This window comes from Arcobacter sp. YIC-80, from assembly GCF_044841725.1.
Lineage (GTDB): Bacteria > Campylobacterota > Campylobacteria > Campylobacterales > Arcobacteraceae > Arcobacter_B.
The window spans coordinates 670,481-689,383 of the sequence record NZ_JBJBSI010000001.1; the positions used below are offsets into that span (position 1 = coordinate 670,481).

Genomic DNA, 18,903 nt, shown 5'->3' on the forward strand with positions numbered 1-18,903 from the left:
TCTTTCTTATTTAGTTTAGGCATAAAATGAAGTTTTGTTGTAGTTGTCTTCATTACTTAAAATATTTTGTAAAGAATTTTTTACAATATTACTAACATCATTTGATGATAAATTTGTATTATCAGGTTTATAGTTTTCAAATAAATCCATTACTTGGTCCTTTGCTTCATCATTTAAATTTAAAATTCTACTTGTATAATCTAAAAGACTATTAAATGTTGTACTATTGTTACTATTATAAGCATTTAAGCTATTTGTATTAGAAGAGTCATCGTCGTCATCACCATATAAAAGTTCAGCTAAAATATCACTTATTTCATCTTCGCTTTCTTTTGGAGGTGGTGGTGGAGGTGGCATTCCACCTTGTCCATGTGGAGTAACACCAGCTAGGTCACCTATTTGTTTTGCATCAAACCCTAAACTATCTAAAGTATTTTCAAAACTTTTTGAAGGTTGTATATTTGCTTCTTTAAATGCATTTACAATATCAGAAGCATCAGCATTTGTAAGATTAGAAGAATCATAATTTGATAAAATATTTTGAATAGTTTCTTGTTGTTCTAAAGACAAAGACTCAGAAGTATTCTTATTAGTTGATTGTGAAGTGTAACTATATGAACCTAAAGCAGATAATGAATCAATCATTTTTTAATCCTTTTATTTATTATAACTAAATCTTAACTAAGTTCATTAAATAAAGATTTAATAGAAAGTAAATGAAAGTAAACATTGATTTTTCATAAATAAAACTTATACAATTTTTCCAAAATATAAACTTTTAATATCTTTAAAACTTTACATTACTTTATTTTTTGCCATACAAAAGATACATATTATTTTCAATTGTATAACTCTTATTATACTATTTTTATTATCTTTATTTATCATAGAAGTGCTTAATTTAGGGATTTATTATGATTTATGGAGTTGTTTATTTATCTTTATTGAGAGAAAAGATTTACTTTAAAGTAAATCTTTTAAACCCTTGATATTTGTTTTTAACTAGCAATATCAAGGGTGTTTGGCAAATTTTCTCTTATCTTTCTTTTTTTAACATAATTATTTAAGCCAATATGATTATTGTATCCTAGTAGTTTTGCTATTTTTCGAACTGATAAACCTACAGCTAAAAGTTCTTCTATTTTATCTCTTTGCTTATCAAATTTAGATTTTTGAATAGTACCTTTTGGTTTCCCTAGACTAACTCCACTTAATTTTTTTGCACTTAAAGCTTCTTTTGTTCTAAGGCTCATAAGTTCTTTTTCTAAATTAACTGTCATCGAAATAACACCTAAAATCATTTGAGTTAGCATATCTTTATCATCTACTAAATCTAAATTTTGATTTGATACAAGTATTCTTATTTTATTAGAAAGTAAGAATTTCACAATCTCTAAAATATTTTCAACAGTACGTCCAAAAACATTTAAATCAGCAACTATGATTGTAGAGTTTCTCTCACAATTTTTCAAAAGATCAAGAATATTTTTTTCATCAGCAGAACTATTTATCTCTATTTCAATACATTTATAAACATCAATTTTATTCTTTTTGATGTATGCATCTAAACTATCTTTTTGAGCCTCTGTATATTTTTCATTATTTTTATTAATTCTTATGTATGTGAAATTCTTAGACATATTTAAACCTTTACAATAAGTATATTATTTAAATTAATATAAAAACACTATGTTAATATATAGATATTTAAAATTTATACAAAATGTTATTATATAAATTCTTAATTTTTACTTAAAAGATTATTATAAACAAGTGCTTTTTGTTATTTAATTTCTTTGTTTGAATTCAAAGCTTTTTTTTGATATTATTTTTTTACTTTATAAACAACAGAAAGGTTTCATTTGAAAATTACAGTTGCTATATCTGGGGCTAGTGGGTCTAATCTTGGGTTAAACTTTATTAAAAAAATCCCAGAAAATATTGAAGTTTTTTTAGTAGTTTCAAAGAGTGCAAAAACTGCACTAAAACTAGAAACAGGACAATCTTTAAAAAAAGAGCTTGAACAAAGAGATAACATAACTATTTTTGAAGATTCAAATATAGCAGCACCAATTGCATCTGGTTCTTTTCAAGTTGATAAGATGATTATACTGCCTTGTTCTATGAATACTTTAGCAAAATGCTCTGTTGGAATTTCTGATTCTTTGATTACACGAGCCTTTACAGTTATGCTAAAAGAAAAAAGAGAAATTATTTTATGTCCAAGAGAAATGCCTTTTAATCCAATAGCTTTAGAAAACATGTTAAAACTTTCAAAAATTGGTGTAACTATTGCACCTCCTGTTTTAGGCTACTATTCAGAACAAAAAAGCTTAAGTGATATGGAAAATTTTCTAATTGGAAAATGGTTTGATTTATTAAAAATAGAACATAATTTATTTAAAAGATGGGAATAAAAATGTCTGAAACACAAGATAATACAACATATAAAAAGGCTATTTATAGTGGAACTTTTGATCCTATTACAAATGGCCATTTAGATATCATAAGAAGAGCTTCATATATTTTTGATGAAGTAATTATTGCAGTTGCTAAAAGTGAAAGAAAAGGTCCTATGTTCTCCCATGAAGATAGAGTTAAATTTACTCATGCTGCAACAGCACATTTGAAAAATGTTAGAGTTGAAGGTTTTGATACCTTGCTTGTAGAGTTTGCAACACAACTAAAAGTTAATACAATTATTAGAGGTTTAAGAGCAGTATCTGATTTTGAATATGAACTTCAAATGGGATATGCAAACTCATCAATTAACAATAAAATTGAAACTTTATATCTAATGCCTACTTTAGAAAATGCTTTTGTTTCATCAACAATTGTAAGAGAAATCATTAGGTTTAATGGTAAGTTTCAACATCTTGTACCAAAAGAAGTATTAGAATGTATGTAGTAATAGAAGGAATAGATACAGCAGGTAAATCAACACAACTTGCATTATTAGAACAAAAATATAAAGAGGCAATTTTTACAAAAGAGCCAGGTGGAACACAAATTGGCCAAAAACTTAGAACTATGGCACTAAATGGTGAAGCAAAATCAAATATTGCTGAAATGTTTTTATTTTTGGCAGATAGAGCTGAACATATTGAAGAAGTCGTTGTAAAAAACAAAGACAATATAGTGATTTCTGATAGATCTATGATTTCAGGAATTGCTTATGCTTCTATTTTTGAACTTGATAAAATGATTGAATTGAATTTATTAGCAACTAATAATACTTTACCAACTCATGCAATTTTACTTGAGTTAACACCCCATGAATTAAAACATAGATTATCTCAGAAGCAAAATGATGCCATTGAGCTTAGAGGAATAAACTATTTATTAAACATTCAAAATAGAATGAAAGAAACAATAAAAAAACTAGGTATCAATCACAAGTTTATTGATGCAAGTTTAAGTATAGAAGAAATAGAAAAACAAATAGAGGATTTTTTAAATGGCAAATAAGCAAAATAATAAAACTATTCAAAGTCTTAGAGGAATGAAAGATATCGTAAATGATGAGAGCAAACTTTTTACATATTTTGTAGATAATGCTTGTGCGATTGCAAAAAAATATGGTTTTTCATATATAGAAACTCCTATTTTAGAAGAGACTGCACTATTTAAAAGATCAGTTGGTGAAAGTTCTGATATTGTAAACAAAGAGATGTATAACTTTGTTGATAAAGGTGAAAACAATGTTTGTATGAGACCTGAGGGAACGGCTGGTGTAGTAAGACACTTTGTAGAAAAAAAGCTTGATAGAGCTGGTGGAGTACAAAGATGGTATTACTATGGGCCTATGTTTAGATATGAAAGACCTCAAAAAGGAAGACTAAGAGAGTTTCACCAATTTGGTTGTGAAGTATTTGGTGTTGATTCTGTTATTGAAGATGCAAATATTATTATGATGTTAAAAGATATTTTAGATTTCTTTGGTATTGGTTTTAAACTTCAATTAAATTCTCTTGGTGATCATAATTGTATGCCTCAATATAAAGAAAAACTAGTTGAGCACTTAAATTCATTTAAAGATGAACTTTGTGAAGATTGTCAAAAAAGAATTGAAACTAATCCTATTAGAGTTTTAGACTGTAAGGTAGAGTCTTGTCAAGAAAAACTAGTAAATGCTCCAAAAATTACTCATAATTTATGTGAGTCTTGTGATACTGATTTTGAAAAATTAAAAGAAATTTTAGATTTCAATGGTGTAGAATATGAGATAGATACTAACTTGGTTAGAGGCTTAGATTACTACTCTAAAACTGCTTTTGAGTTTGTAAGTGATGAAATTGGAGCTCAAAGTGCAATAGCAGGTGGGGGAAGATATGACAGACTTGTAGAGTTCTTGGGTGGAAGACCAACTCCTGGGGTTGGTTTTGCTATTGGAATTGAAAGACTACTAGAACTTGTTAAAATGAAAGAAGAAAAAGAAGATGTAGTTTATATTGGTGCTTTAGATGAAGCTTCATTAAATACAGCTATTAAACTTGCTATTCAAAAAAGAAAAACTACAAAAACTTTTGTTGAATATACACCAAGAGGATTTGGGAAACACTTTAAATTAGCAGAAAAACAAGGTGCAAATATTGTTGCTTTAATTGGTGAAAAAGAATTAAATGAAGGTACAGTTTTTGTTAAAAACATAGAAAAAAGAGAAGAAAGTACTATCAAACAAGAGGATTTTTAATATTGAATAATTATGGTATTGATATTTGGAGTGATGATAACTTCATAATTGAAGATGGTTTAGCAAAAGTAAATTACAACTGTAGACCATCTTTAATTTCACTTGTAAAACAAATTAGAGAAGAGGACTTCAAAGGTCCTTTGCTTTTAAGATTTCCACACATTACAAAAAAGCAAATAACTACTCTTTATAATACATTTAATAAAAGTATTAAAGAGTATGATTATAAAGGTAGTTTTAATGCTGTTTTTCCATTAAAAGTAAATCAACTACCAAACTTTATACACCCTTTAATAAAAAATGGTGAACAGTTTAATTATGGATTAGAAGCTGGAAGTAAAGCAGAGTTAGTTATAGCAATGACTTACAATAATACAAACTCCCCTATTACAGTAAATGGTTTTAAAGATAAAGAAATGATTCACTTAGCTTTTATCGCAAAAAGCAAGGGTCATAATATCACTGTTATAATTGAGGGATTAAATGAACTTGAAACTATTATTCAAGTTCAAAAAGAAACAAACCTTCCTTGTCCAAACATAGGTTTAAGAGTTAGACTTCATAGTGGAGGTAGTGGTCTTTGGGCTAAAAGTGGAGGAATAAACTCAAAATTTGGTTTATCATCAACTGAAATTATTGAAGCTTATGAACTACTTGAAGAAAACAATATACTAGAATATCTAACTATGATACATTTTCATATTGGTTCAGCTATGAACTCTATTAAGCCTTTGAAAAAAGCTTTAAGAGAATCAGGTCATATTTATGCAGAGCTTAAAAACTTAGGAGCTAAAAACCTAAATAATATAAATATTGGTGGAGGCTTAGCTGTAGAGTATTCATCTTATGAAAGAACAAGATATTATTCTTTAAGAGAGTTTGCTAGTGATGTAATTTTTACTTTAAAAGATATTGCTAAACAAAAAAACGTTGAAGAACCAAATATTTTTACAGAATCTGGAAGATTTATTTCAGCTGCTTCTACTATTTTAATTACTCCTGTTCTTGAACTTTTTTCTTCTGAATATGATTTAAAACACTTAAATTTAAAAGAAACAAATCCACCTTTAATTGCTGAGTTAAATGCTTTATATACAGATATGATTAAAAGAACAGCTTATGAATATATGCATGATGCAATGGATCACTTGGAATCACTTTTAACTTTATTTGATTTAGGTTATATAGATTTACAAGATAGATCAAATGCAGAGATTCTAACTCATCAAATTATAAAAAAAGCTATTGCTTTACTTGAAGTTGAAGATTATGAAGATCTAAAAAAACTTGATGAAAATATTCAAGAAAAATACCTTTTAAACTTTTCAATGTTCCAGTCTCTTCCTGATTATTGGGGAATAAATCAAGAGTTTCCAGTAATGCCTTTAACTCATCTTGATAAAAAACCAACAAGAAGTGCTAGTTTATGGGATATCACTTGTGATAGTGATGGAGAACTTCCTTTTGACTCTCAAAGACCTTTATATTTACATGATGTAAATCTTAGTAAAGAAGAGTATTTTTTAGGTTTTTTTAATGTAGGTGCATATCAAGATACTTTAGGAATGAAACATAATTTATTTTCTCAACCAACAGAAGTAAATATTGTTTTTGAAGATGATGAAGTAAAACTTGAAAAGATAATCGAATCACAAAAAATTATTGATATACTTGAAGATATTGATTATGATACCAGAGAGATAAAAGATAAATTAAAAGAAAATTTAGATATTAATACATATCAAATATTAAAAAAATATCTAAATGAAAATAGTTATTTAAAGACAACTTGGAGTTAATAATGAGTGAAGAAAAAAACATACATGAACAAATAAAAGAAAAGATTCTAAATGAACAAAAAAATATTAGCCTTTGGCAACAAGTAAAAGAAGATTTTTCTGTACCAAAACAAAACGACCCTGCTCTAAATTCAAGTTTTGAGCTTTTCTTTAATTATCCAGGTGTTTGGGCAATAGCTACACATAGACTTGCTAATAGACTGTATCTTAAAGGTTGGACTAAACTTTCAAGAGTTCTATCTGGAATTGTTTCACTATTTTCAAAAACAGATATTCATCCAGCTGCTACTATTGGAAGAAGAGTATTTATTGATCATGCAATAGGTGTAGTAATTGGAGCAACAGCAGTTGTTGAAGATGACGTACTTATTTACCAAGGTGTTACACTAGGAGGTGTAAGTCTTGATAAAGGAAAAAGACACCCCACAGTAAGAGCAAATGCAGTTATAGGTAGTGGAGCAAAGGTTTTAGGAAATCTAATAATTGGTAAAAACTCAAAAGTAGGAGCTAACTCAGTTGTAGTTTGTGATGTACCTAAAAACTCAACTGCTGTTGGTGTTCCTGCAAAGATTATAAAAAGAGATAATAAAAACTGCAAATTAGCTCATGGAGATTTACCTGATATCAATAAAGAAATGTTTAAATATCTAATTGAGAGAATTCATGTTCTTGAAGTTGCTTTAAAAGAACAAGATGGTATTGATGTAAGTGATAAAGATAAAAAGCTTGAAGAAGATTATAATAAATTTATAAATGCAATGAACTCTATAAAAAAGAAATAAAATGTTAGAGCTAGCATCTTTTGGAATATTAACAGGTTTCATATCAGGATTCTTTGGTGTAGGTGGAGGAATGATTCTTGTACCTTTACTTTTAATGTCTGGATTTGTAATGAAAGAAGCAATTGCTATTTCAATAATGCAAATGGTTTTTTCATCGATTTATGGAACTTTTTTAAATTCAAGAAAAGCTAAAAACTTTTTAAAAGATGGTTTAATAATTGGTATTGGTGGTTTTGTAGGAGGACTACAAAGTGGACTTATTGTCTCAAATGTGTCAAACTTAACACTTCAATATCTATTTATTGCTATATTAATATTTTCAATTATAAAGATATTTATAACACCTGCTTTAAACGATGAAGAACCACATTCTAAAAATAAACTAACTCTTTTTTTAATTGGTTTTTTTACAGGAATTATAGCTATGAGTATTGGGGTTGGGGGTTCTGTTATATTAACTCCTATTTTAATAGGCTTTTTAAAATATGATTTAAAAGCAGCTACAGCTTTAGGTTTATTTTTTGTTGTGTTTTCTTCTATTGCTGGTTTTACATCTTTATCATTAAATGGTCACATGTTATTTCAAGAAGGTGCTATTATTGGTTTAGCTTCACTAATTGGTGTTTATTTTGGAATAAAAGTAAAACATTTAGTTCATTCAAACTCATATAAAAAGTACATATTAATACTAAATACAATTATTTTAATAACAATGTTGTATAAAACTATCTAAAATCCAAAGAAAAATTGATTTGTAATCTTCTTTACTGTAGTATTCTTTTTAAATAATTATCTAGGGTTAAATTTGAAAAATAATTTTTTAAAGTTCTTAATAGAAAATAGTAGTGATATTGCTTACGAAATCAATTTAGAAACTAAAGAAATAAACTGGCATAAAGACTTAAATGCCTTATTAGAGTATGATAAGAGTAAAAATTTATCAGATATCAACTCTTTTATTCAAATAATAAAAAAAAGTCATCGTAATATTTTTTTGGAAAAACTTACTATAAATGATACTGAAAAAAGAAGTATAAAGTATAAAATCAAAAAAAATAATAAAGAATTCCAAGAATGGATTGATACTTTTATAAAAGATGGAAACAAAATATTTGGTGTTTGTAAAATCAATTACAAAAAATTATCTCTTGAACTAAAAAGAAGTAAAAAAAGATATCAAAAACTTTTTGAAGCTAATAAAATTCCAGTACTTGTAACCTCTCTAAAAACAGGTAAAATTATAAAAGCAAATAAAGCTGCTAATAAATTTTATGGTTATACATCAAAAGAGTTTAAAAAACTGCATATTACTGATATAAATACCCTACCTTATGAAGACTTACAAAAAGATATCCAAAAAGCTTTAACTGATGAAAAAGAGTGTTTTAACTTTAAACATAAAATCAAAACAGGAAAAATAATTGATGTTGAAGTTTATACAGGACCAATAAGTCTAAAAAAAGAAAACCTTATTTATTCTATTGTTTTTGATATTACAAAAAGAAAGCAGGCTTTAAAGAAATTAAAACTATCAGATACTATCTATGAAAATACAAAAGAAGGTATTTTTATTACAGATTTAGAAACAAGATTTTTATCTGTAAATAAAGCTTTTGAAGATATTACAGGATATAAAGAAGAAGAAGTACTACATAAAAAAGTAAAAATATTAAAATCAAATAAACATTCAAAAGCTTTTTATAATAATCTATGGTCTTCAATAAAATCAAAAGGTTCATGGGAAGGTGAGATTACAAATAGAAATAAAAAAGGTGAACTCTTTCATCAATGGGTAACTATTAATACAGTATATGATGAAAATAATAAACCTATTAATTATATCTCTGTTTTTACTGATTTTACAAAATTAAAAGAGCAAGAGCAGTTATTAAGAGAAAAAGATAAAATCATGTTCCAGCAATCAAAGATGGCTTCAATGGGAGAAATGTTGAAAAACATTGCCCATCAATGGAGACAACCTTTATCTGTTATTACTTCATCTGCATCTGGTTTGAAACTAAAAAAAGAGTTTGGAATACTAAGTGATGAAGACTTTAGTGAATTTGCAGAAGGAATATTAAAATCGACAAACTATTTATCTCAAACAATAGATGACTTTTCAAACTATTTTAAAAATAGTTCTGATAAGGAAATCTTTCTTGTAAATGATGTTATAGAAAAAGCTATTCAGCTAACTGATTCATCATTAAAAAGCTATGATATTTCTATTCAAACACAATTTAATGACAATTGTGAAATATATGGAATAAAAAATGAATTAATTCAAGTTTTATTAAATATCATCAACAATGCAAAAGATGCATATAAAGATAAAACCAAAAACCAACAAATAGTTCAAATAGAATCAAAAAAAGAGTTATTAAATGCCTGTATTATAATAAAAGATTATGCAGGTGGAATTAATGAAAATATAATAGATAAAATCTTTGAACCTTATTTTACAACAAAACACCAAAGTCAAGGTACAGGAATTGGACTTTATATGTCTAAGCAAATAATAGAGGATAGACTAAATGGTAGTATTAGCGTAGAAAATATACAAAAAGAAGAAGAAAAAGGAGTTGCTTTTAAAATACTTGTTCCAATAAGTAAAAAGAGTTGAAATAGAGGCTTTAGATTTATCTACTAAAAAAGAATAGAAGATAACATCTACCTTTTTCTAGGTTTTATTATCACTTTTAATCAATCTTTGAAATAAAACATCTTCTAAATTTATTATATCATGTAGATACGAGGTGTTGAATTGTGAATTTAGTTTTAAAAAGTGGAAACTCATGACCTGACCCTTATTTATTAAAAGTGAAAACTACGTGTCTGAATTTAAGTTACCACTCCAATACTCTTTTATGATATTTGTATTTTGTTCTACTATATCTTCTCTTACAACATTTGAGTTTGAATCATACTGTGTTGTTTGAGAATATACTATTTGTCCATTTCTTGTATATTCTCTTTTCTCTTCTCTTGATCTATCATCATAATTTACATCTTGTGTTATTCCATTTGATAGTTTTGTTTTAACTAATCTATTATCTTTATCTATAAACTTTACTTGCACCAATATAAAGATATAAATCATTACTATTAGAGAGTTTTATGGGTTCAATAACTGTTAATTTAATACTTAAATCTTTGTATGTATTTTCTATAGGGAATAAAAAATCAAATAATTCACAACTACTATAATATAAAGAATCTTCTATTATACAACGATTCCGATTATTCATATAATCAGTTTTAATTAATTTATTTTTTAAAAAGAAATCAATTCTAATTATTCCTTGAAATTCATATTGTTTATTATCAATTTTTCTAGGGATTCTTTTATTCTTATCCATCATACGTATTGTATATCGTGTAAAGTATTTAAAATCAATATCATATTTTTTAGAATATCCTTTTTTATAAAAATTAAAATTATCATCTTCAATATTATAATTATAAAAATCAGACGGAGTATATAAAGCATGTTTAATCCCACTAAAATATATAATTGAATTAGGTACATAACCTTGTTTAAATACTATATATATAACAATTAAAGGTAGAACTATGAACAATTTTTTTTTTAATTTATTCATAAACATTTACCATTTTTTTATAATTATTAATTAATCTATCCATGTAACTTTGACAATTATTTTGTATATCACAATTATTAAAAGGGTTACCAATTAAATTATATTCACCTGATATAGTTACTTTTCAGCTTCTTTCATTGCTACTCCTTCAAAAATTTCATCGCTCCAATTATAATATTCTTCTTTCATAGTATATGGTTCATCAAATGTTTTACTAATATCATCTTCCTCGGTGAACCCTATATTTGAATTATCACTATACCACATATGCTGATGAGCTAATTCAATATTTAACTTATCAGCTACCCAAGCATATATAGGAAAATAGTGTTCTACTATAGGTCTAGCTAGATTTGGAATATCTGCTAAACTTCTATAAGCTGTTTGAGCCGTTAATCTATTTGAATTATTCAAATCTATTTCAAAAGAATAAGATATATCATTTATAATTCCAAAATAACTATCGTTCTCTTTAACTCTTACTTCTGAAGATTCAAAAGAGTAGAAGTAATCATTATTCTTCCCAAACCCTGTATTATCTTCATAAGTCACATTATAACTATCCGTGTCTCCACTAATACTATAACTAACTGTTCCTCTTCCATACTCATCTTCAAATTTTTCATAAGCCGTAGTCCCCATAGGATCTAAATACTTCAATGGATTATTCATCACATAAGCATATAGATTCATACCATCTACATACCCCTTTGGATCTTTTGATATAAACCTTCCTAAATCTGCTGAATACATTCTATTTCTATAATAATACATTTCTGTTTCTACATCATATCTTCTTCCTGTATATGTGATTGTATTTTTATATTTTGATTTTAAAAGAACATTGTTATTACATCTATTCTTTCAATGTAGCCCCTATAGACAGTTTTAATTTATTTTCACTATTAAATTTAATAGGTTTAAGAACAGTAAGTTTAATACTTAAATCTTTAAATTTATTAGCTATTGGAATAGGAAAAGTTGTTAACTCGAATGAAGAAAAATATTCTAAAGAATTTTTGCTATAAAATGCTCTACTTACACTAGATAAAACTTGCTTACTTATTCGAATATCTTTAGAAAAATATTCAACAATTAATTCTCCATCAAATTGATATTCCCTACTATTAAAAAAAACTGAGGATATTTTTTTATTTTTATCTTCTATTTGAATAGAATAAAGAGTAAAATATTTATAATTTAATTTATATGTTTTACTATAATCTTTTGTATAAAAATCAAATTTATTATCATCTACTACTTTTATAAAGTAATCATCAGGAGTAGAGAAGAAATATCTAAAATGCATTACTTTAGCATAAAAGCTAGGTAGATACCCCAACCCAAATATAAGATACAAAGGAATAAAAAAGGCAACTATTTTTATTAATAAATTTTTATTCATAAATATTTACCATTTTATTATAGTTTCTATCAACTCTATCTACAAAGTCTTGACAATTATTTTGAATATCACATTTATCAAAAGGACTATCCAATAGATCATAGATACCTATTCTTGTTACTTTAACAGCTTGTTTCATAGCATTACCTTCATATTCTTTATCTTTCCATACTGTATATTTAAAGATATCTTTATCTTCTTCTCTAAAAATTTCACTAATTCCAGCATCATTCTTATGAAATCCAATATTACTTAAATCATTCCACCATATATGTTCATGAGCTATCACTGTATTAAGCTTTTCATCAATGGGATTATTTTCACCAAATAAAAGAACATCCATTAATGGTCTGTATGCAACATGTGCTGTTAATCTATCAGGACTTCGCTCATCTTGTGGCAAATGGCTATCTTTAATTTCAAAAGAATAAGATATATCATTTATAATTCCAAAATAACTATTATTCTCTTTAACTCTTACTTCTGAAGATTCAAAAGAGTAGAAGTAATCATTATTCTTCCCAAACCCTGTATTATCTTCATAGGTCACATTATAACTATCCGTGTCTCCACTAATACTATAACTAACTGTTCCCCTTCCATACTCATCTTCAAACTTTTCATAAGCCGTAGTCCCCATAGGATCTAAATACTTCAATGGATTATTCATCACGTAAGTATAAAGATTCATACCATCTACATATCCCTTAGGATCTTTTGATATAAATCTTCCTAAATCTGCTGAATACATTCTATTTCTATAATAATACATATCTGTCTCTACATCATATCTTCTTCCTGTATATGTGATTGTATTATTATATTTTGATTTTGAAAGAACATTGTTATTACTATTTTTGATAGTTATTTTACCAAATGAACTATAAGAATATCTCTCTACTACATCTCCATTTGAATTTACTAATGCTTTTATTGAATATTGTCTATCTTTGATATAGTAGTATGTATTAGAATTATTTGTATAGGCTAAGACATCATCTATATATTCTCCATATACATATGAGTTTGTTATTTAGCTATACATTCCCATTGGGACGATGGGAACAAGGAAAAAATATATTAATTAACCTTTGTTTTCATTTATCTCTTCCATTTTTTCAAGAAATAAACTTGTAGAATCTTCATCTACTCGATAACTATATTTTCCTTCTTCATCACTTACATAATATAACTCAAAATGACCGTCATTATATTTTCCATCATCATAATATCCACCTCCCCATTGATCTACTATTGATAATATACTACTAATTGTTTCATCAGTATTAATGTTTAAATATAATAAAAATGTTTCTTTTTCTTTTTCATCTAACTTATTAAATATCTTTTTTATATTTCTAATGATATTCCTTGTCTTATCAATCTCTAAATCACAAAATCTTTCTAAATTTATATTTTTTTGTGAAAAGAAAACCTCTTTTAAAATTATATTTATAAATTCTTTATTTTTCATTGCTATTTCCTCATATAGTCTGGATATTTATTTTTATTCAACTGAATAAGCTCTTGTAATTTCCTATTCGATATCTCAGGATAAACTCTCCTTAACTCACTTATATCCCTTGCAATTACGGATCTTACAGGAGATTTTGTATTAGGATTTACAATTTCTAACTTTGTTTTTGTAGTTAATCTATCACCAAAATCATTTAACTGAGTATGTCCTTTTCTAGGAACTATAATAGATGCTCCATCTTTATAGTTATAGTCATTTCCTAAATATTTTTTCATTAAAGCACCTTGTCCAACATGATGAACAGTTCCACCTTCAACTTTATGATTTTTTAATAAAGTACTATATTCCCCAACATCAAAAACTTTCAAACTCTTACTAGGAATAGGTAAAGCCATAAATACTACATCAGAAGCAAAAGCACCAGGACTTTGTTCTATATAATTTTTAGCCTCACTATACTTTTCAGTTAATCCATCTACAGTAAGATAATTATTAGCAAATATACTTAAAAATTCTTTAGTAGAATCAAGTGCTTGATTTTGAATAAAGCTTGATTCTACAACTGATGAACTTTGGAAATCTCTTAATCCACTTACTTCTGCTAAATAGTTTCCTACTCCCATAAGAGATGATGGTAGATTTTTTATTCCTGTTATTGTACTAGATACTATATCTTTAGATCTATCTATAAAACCACTTATAAAACTAGTATTTGTATCCCTAGCCATAGTCCCCATAGGATCTAAATACTTCAATGGATTATTCATCACGTAAGCATAAAGATTCATACCATCTACATATCCCTTAGGATCTTTTGATATAAATCTTCCTAAATCTGCTGAATACATTCTATTTCTATAATAATACATATCTGTCTCTACATCATATCTTCTTCCTGTATATGTGATTGTATTATTATATTTTGATTTTGAAAGAACATTGTTATTACTATCTTTGATAGTTATTTTACCAAATGAACTATAAGAATATCTTTCTACTACATTTCCATTTGAACTTACTAATGCTTTTATTGAATATTGTCTATCTTTAATATAGTAGTAAATACTACTGTTATAGCTATATGCTATTGGATCATCTATATAGTCTGCATAAACATAAGAGTTTGTTAGATTATCATTTTCATACTCTTGTATTACTTGATTTTTATGATAAATATAAGTAATAGTTTTATTCTCATTTATAAGTGTTTTACTTACTCTTCTATTTAATGCATCATAAGTATATGTTGCTATTGTTTGAGATTCTTGTTTTACTTCTTTTTTGTAACTATTCTTCCATGTACACTACCAAACTAGAAATTGGAAGTGAATGAATATCATTTTTATTTTAGTTTTCTATAAAATATTATTATAATAACCCCTACTACTATAAAACCTATTGTATAATAAGATGATAGATCAATAGGCTGATTAAATTTATTTACTATTAAATGTGGATTAAAATTTATAGCAACACCCATAAAAATAAAAAATATTCCTAATAGAACATTTGATACATTATTCATATATTTCCTCTTCTTTCATTCCATTTTCTTTTTGTTTATCAGCATTCCCTACCGCGAAACCTATACCTCGTTGGGTAAGTAATAAAATTCTCACCAGAGTAATAATCATAACCTACAGTATAAAGGGTCAGGTTTTGAATTGTGAATTTAGTTTTGAAAAGTGGAAATTCATGACCTGCCCCTATTTCTCTATTTCTTTGAATTTGATTTTTCTAAAAGTGGAAATTAATAGCCTGCTCCTTATTCTCTAAATATATATTGGATCAGTACAACCAATTGACTTTCTAATTACTTTTTTGTATAATTACACTAATTTATACAATACATTGAAACTCTTGTAGGAGTGACTACCTACTAGATTTACACTGAAGGTAAGGGTAAAACCTTACCTTTTTTTTTGCGGGTAGTGTTGGGTGGGAGTGTTCATTGAAAGGAGTTTCAATGTTGTATAAATTAGTAGTGTTAGTTTTAATATTTTCAGTTTTAGCAATTGAATTATATTAATAAAAGGGGGAATTAGTCACTCCCCTGTCACTACTTCACTCAACAAGTAATTTATAACCCCTTTATTCCTAAAATACTCTAACTCTAAGTCATTTAAAAGTTTTACTTGAACTTCAATGCTCTCAACCTCATCAAATCTTTTTATTTTTATATCTATTTTACTATTTGAAGTTAGATTTTCACAATCTATTGTAATAGTTTCATTTCCTTTTAATTTTAAACTATCAATATCATCATCGATAAAACATAAAGGCAAGATACCCATTTTCACTAAATCAGATCTATGATTTTCATCGAAAGATTTTGCAATAATACAGTTAATACCTAATAAATTTGTAGCCTTAGCAGCCCAATCAGTACCCTTTCCTACTCCATAGTTTTCACCTGCAAAAATCACTAAATCAATATTTTCTTTTTTCATTCTTTGACAATATTCATAAATTGGTAATACTTCATAAGAATCAAAATCTTTAGTGTACCCACCTTCTTTGGGTAATACTATTTTATTCTTAACTTCTATATCCGAAAAAGCTCCCCTTTGTAATAGCTCTGTATTAGACCTTCTTTTTGAAAAAGTATTAAATTCATCAGGTCTTAAGCCTTTATCTAAAAGATAAAAAGCAGCAGGAGAATAAGGTGGGATATTTCCTTCTGGAGATATTAACTCACTTGAAACATCATCAAAAAGTAATGCAACTATTCTTGCATTAGCAATAGAGTTTTTATTTTCTACTTTATTATAATATGTAGACTTTTGAATATAACTTGATTCTTCATTCCAAGGATAAATATCCGTATCTTCACACTTAATATTTTGCCAATAATCATCACCTATAAATATATTTTTATATACATCAGCGTACATTTTACTGCTTATTTTTCCTAATTCTTCATTTACTTCTGAGATACTAGGCCATAAATCACTCAAAAATATATCCGTACTTATAGGCTCTTTTGTAATTGAAAAATTCATATTCCCTTTTAAGGCATAAGAAACAACCAAAGCAGGAGACATTGACCAATTTGATTTAACTAAATCCCTAGAGACTAACTCTAAATCCTTACCTGAATTAACAGAAGATACATTTAAATTAAATTTCTGAATATCTAAAACTACACTTTGTCTGATTTCTTCTAATTTTGTTGATGAATTTAAATAATTAACATCTAAAATCTTAAAACCTAATTGTTTAAAGTATTTTAATAAATCCAACTCTTCTAAATAGTTTTTTATAATAATAGAACCTAAGGTCAAAGTGCTATTTATATTTTTATTTATTCTTAAATCCAACATACAAGCTTTTTTAGCAAGTAGTGCTGCTTGAATTAAAAGAGTTGGATTTGAAGTAAAGGTACATGAAATTATATTTGCTAAGACGATATCATTATCTTTTACAAAGTTTCCTATTTTAAAAGATTGTAATTTAGAAGGTACATTTTCAACTATATATCTTTCTTCATAATTTTTAGGCCCTACTACTAAAGGTTTTACTTTTGATAATTCAAATATAAATTTTTTATCATAATCTAACTCCCAATTTTGAATAGAATCATTATAAATACCTTGTTTTTGATAATAAGTCTTAATTAAAGTAGCATCTACTCCTCTTGTTTTTTCAATAAAATCTATACTATTATCATCAATACAAAAATATCCACATATAGCCCCACTACGAATAACCACTTCAGATAAATATGCTCTATCTTCTACAGATATATTTTTTAACCCTGGGCCATAAAACTCTATAATACTAGCTGTTAAATCCTCATTTTGAATTAAGTTCGTCAAATTTAATGTTGTATCTAAAATACTAACTCCCTGAGCTAAAGAACCTACAACTTCAATTCCTAAAACTTTTGGAATATGTATTTTAGAATAAGGCTTTAAAAGTATAGCTTGTGTTTCTAAAGTATTAAACTTTAGAGATAAAACCCCTAAAGCATTCATCATAGTAGATTTACTATCTGTTCCTGCAAGAGTTTCAGGATATATAAATACATTTTCATCTTGCATTTTAATATTAACTATTGTAGATAAATATTCTAAATTTACTTGATGATAAACTCCAAAACCAGGAGGAATAACTGTAAAATTATCAAATCTATTTTGGCACCATTTTATAAAATGATGTCTTTGTTTATTTCTTTGTATCGATTTTTCTTGTTTATCATCTACACTATCTTTTACAATTAAATCCACTTGAATCTTAGGGCTTATAAAATCTTCTTTTTTGTAGTTTTCTAAATCTTCATTTAAGGAACTTAAATCTACTAAAATAGGTACGCCATGATAATCATCCATAACAACTCTAGTTGGATAAAAACCTATTTTTCTAAAGTTATTTCTTTTTATAAAGGCATCTATTATATATTTTACTTCTTCTTCATTTTCATTTCTGATATTTGCTTCTAAAAGTAATTTAAGTGAAACTGGTAATTTTTTTAATTCAAAATGTGAATCAAAAATATTTTTTAAATCATAATAATAAAAAACATTTTCATTAAAAGTAAAACTATTTACAAACTTATTCAAAAGTAGTCCTTAAATTATGTTATATAACTAATATAATATACGATAACTAAGTTATGTTTAATAACTATTTAAAAATGTTTGCTAAGCTTGTATAAATAATAATAACACTAAGGAAAAAAATAATAGTAATAAGGATATCAATTAAAATTAATTTATTTTGAGTTCTTCTAGTATTTGAGATAAAAAACTTTTTAAAAAAGCTACTATTTTGTTCTTCTTTATAAATTTTCAAGGAGTTGATTTTACCTACAGATGTATAGGAAATAGTTTTAAGTAAAGATATCCAAAAAGCCAAAACCATAGGTAGTAATAACCAATCTTGTTTAAAATAAGCTACTAAAAATGCTCCAACAAAACCTATAAAATAAAAATATATAATAGTTTTATAAGAAAAATAATAATTTCTTCTTAAAAAGAAAAACATACTAAAACATACTAATATAAGTAAGGATGTAATACCTAATGCTTTAAATGTTGAATAATCTAATATTTGAAAAATTGCAATGCTTAATGGTATCATTGCTATCAAAGCATAAAACCATTGTATCTTAGTGTTTAAGTTCATTTTCTACCATTCATTTAT

General features: G+C 26.3%; 19 protein-coding genes and 1 pseudogene. 8 read left to right on the forward strand and 12 right to left on the reverse strand.

What is annotated here, in order from left to right; genetic code table 11:
- Positions 1-15: 15 nt before the first annotated feature.
- Positions 16-645 carry a hypothetical protein gene (locus ACH5BK_RS03140; protein ID WP_404304350.1) on the reverse strand — a complete coding sequence of 210 codons (630 nt, stop codon included), beginning with the start codon at positions 643-645 and terminating at the stop codon, positions 16-18.
- Positions 646-998: 353 nt separating this feature from the next.
- Positions 999-1,640, reverse strand: coding sequence for a recombinase family protein (locus ACH5BK_RS03145; RefSeq protein ID WP_404304351.1), 642 nt, complete (start codon positions 1,638-1,640; stop codon positions 999-1,001).
- 222 nt (positions 1,641-1,862) lie between these two features.
- On the opposite strand from ACH5BK_RS03145, the gene ACH5BK_RS03150 reads away from it, so the two are divergent.
- The 8 genes from ACH5BK_RS03150 (at position 1,863) to ACH5BK_RS03185 (ending at position 9,897) form a co-directional block, all read left to right on the forward strand.
- On the forward strand, positions 1,863-2,417 hold the full coding sequence (locus ACH5BK_RS03150; RefSeq protein WP_404304352.1) for a UbiX family flavin prenyltransferase: 555 nt from the start codon (positions 1,863-1,865) through the stop codon (positions 2,415-2,417).
- Between the two features lie 2 nt (positions 2,418-2,419).
- Positions 2,420-2,908, forward strand: coding sequence for a pantetheine-phosphate adenylyltransferase (coaD, locus tag ACH5BK_RS03155; RefSeq protein WP_404304353.1), 489 nt, complete (start codon positions 2,420-2,422; stop codon positions 2,906-2,908).
- Positions 2,899-3,468 carry a dTMP kinase gene (gene tmk, locus ACH5BK_RS03160; protein WP_404304354.1) on the forward strand — a complete coding sequence of 190 codons (570 nt, stop codon included), beginning with the start codon at positions 2,899-2,901 and terminating at the stop codon, positions 3,466-3,468. The genes coaD and tmk overlap by 10 nt, the downstream gene beginning before the upstream one ends.
- Positions 3,458-4,693, forward strand: a complete 1,236-nt coding sequence (gene hisS, locus ACH5BK_RS03165) for a histidine--tRNA ligase (protein ID WP_404304355.1) — start codon at positions 3,458-3,460, stop codon at positions 4,691-4,693. Before tmk ends, hisS begins: the two co-directional genes overlap by 11 nt.
- On the forward strand, positions 4,693-6,492 hold the full coding sequence (gene speA, locus ACH5BK_RS03170) for a biosynthetic arginine decarboxylase (RefSeq protein ID WP_404304660.1): 1,800 nt from the start codon (positions 4,693-4,695) through the stop codon (positions 6,490-6,492). The genes hisS and speA overlap by 1 nt, the downstream gene beginning before the upstream one ends.
- 65 nt (positions 6,493-6,557) lie before the next feature.
- The gene (gene cysE / locus ACH5BK_RS03175) at positions 6,558-7,274 is read left to right on the forward strand and encodes a serine O-acetyltransferase (RefSeq protein WP_404304662.1); all 717 of its coding nucleotides are present in this window, start codon (positions 6,558-6,560) and stop codon (positions 7,272-7,274) included.
- 1 nt (position 7,275) lies between these two features.
- Entirely contained in the window at positions 7,276-8,007 is a 732-nt protein-coding gene (locus ACH5BK_RS03180; RefSeq protein WP_404304356.1) for a sulfite exporter TauE/SafE family protein, read from the forward strand.
- Between the two features lie 72 nt (positions 8,008-8,079).
- Entirely contained in the window at positions 8,080-9,897 is a 1,818-nt protein-coding gene (locus ACH5BK_RS03185; protein WP_404304357.1) for a PAS domain S-box protein, read from the forward strand.
- 204 nt (positions 9,898-10,101) lie between these two features.
- Here ACH5BK_RS03185 and ACH5BK_RS03190 read toward each other — a convergent pair whose 3' ends face one another.
- From ACH5BK_RS03190 to ACH5BK_RS03235, 10 genes and pseudogenes are all read right to left on the reverse strand, one after another.
- Positions 10,102-10,356, reverse strand: coding sequence for a hypothetical protein (locus ACH5BK_RS03190; protein WP_404304358.1), 255 nt, complete (start codon positions 10,354-10,356; stop codon positions 10,102-10,104).
- Positions 10,331-10,876, reverse strand: coding sequence for a hypothetical protein (locus tag ACH5BK_RS03195; RefSeq protein WP_404304359.1), 546 nt, complete (start codon positions 10,874-10,876; stop codon positions 10,331-10,333). The genes ACH5BK_RS03190 and ACH5BK_RS03195 overlap by 26 nt, the downstream gene beginning before the upstream one ends.
- A gap of 117 nt (positions 10,877-10,993) precedes the next feature.
- A pseudogene (locus ACH5BK_RS03200) lies at positions 10,994-11,692 on the reverse strand (RHS repeat-associated core domain-containing protein); the annotation flags it as partial.
- A gap of 40 nt (positions 11,693-11,732) precedes the next feature.
- On the reverse strand, positions 11,733-12,281 hold the full coding sequence (locus tag ACH5BK_RS03205; protein WP_404304361.1) for a hypothetical protein: 549 nt from the start codon (positions 12,279-12,281) through the stop codon (positions 11,733-11,735).
- Entirely contained in the window at positions 12,274-13,314 is a 1,041-nt protein-coding gene (locus tag ACH5BK_RS03210) for an RHS repeat-associated core domain-containing protein (RefSeq protein ID WP_404304664.1), read from the reverse strand. The genes ACH5BK_RS03205 and ACH5BK_RS03210 overlap by 8 nt, the downstream gene beginning before the upstream one ends.
- 51 nt (positions 13,315-13,365) lie before the next feature.
- Positions 13,366-13,755: a hypothetical protein gene (locus ACH5BK_RS03215; protein ID WP_404304363.1), complete on the reverse strand. Its 390-nt coding sequence runs from the start codon at positions 13,753-13,755 to the stop codon at positions 13,366-13,368.
- A gap of 2 nt (positions 13,756-13,757) precedes the next feature.
- Positions 13,758-15,011 carry an RHS repeat domain-containing protein gene (locus tag ACH5BK_RS03220; RefSeq protein ID WP_404304666.1) on the reverse strand — a complete coding sequence of 418 codons (1,254 nt, stop codon included), beginning with the start codon at positions 15,009-15,011 and terminating at the stop codon, positions 13,758-13,760.
- Positions 15,012-15,100: 89 nt separating this feature from the next.
- The gene (locus ACH5BK_RS03225; protein ID WP_404304365.1) at positions 15,101-15,283 is read right to left on the reverse strand and encodes a hypothetical protein; all 183 of its coding nucleotides are present in this window, start codon (positions 15,281-15,283) and stop codon (positions 15,101-15,103) included.
- A 520-nt stretch (positions 15,284-15,803) separates the two neighbouring features.
- Positions 15,804-18,320 (reverse strand): aconitate hydratase AcnA, encoded by a 2,517-nt coding sequence (acnA, locus tag ACH5BK_RS03230; protein ID WP_404304367.1) that lies wholly within the window; start codon positions 18,318-18,320, stop codon positions 15,804-15,806.
- Between the two features lie 64 nt (positions 18,321-18,384).
- Positions 18,385-18,885 (reverse strand): hypothetical protein, encoded by a 501-nt coding sequence (locus ACH5BK_RS03235; RefSeq protein WP_404304369.1) that lies wholly within the window; start codon positions 18,883-18,885, stop codon positions 18,385-18,387.
- Between the last annotated feature and the right edge of the window lie 18 nt (positions 18,886-18,903).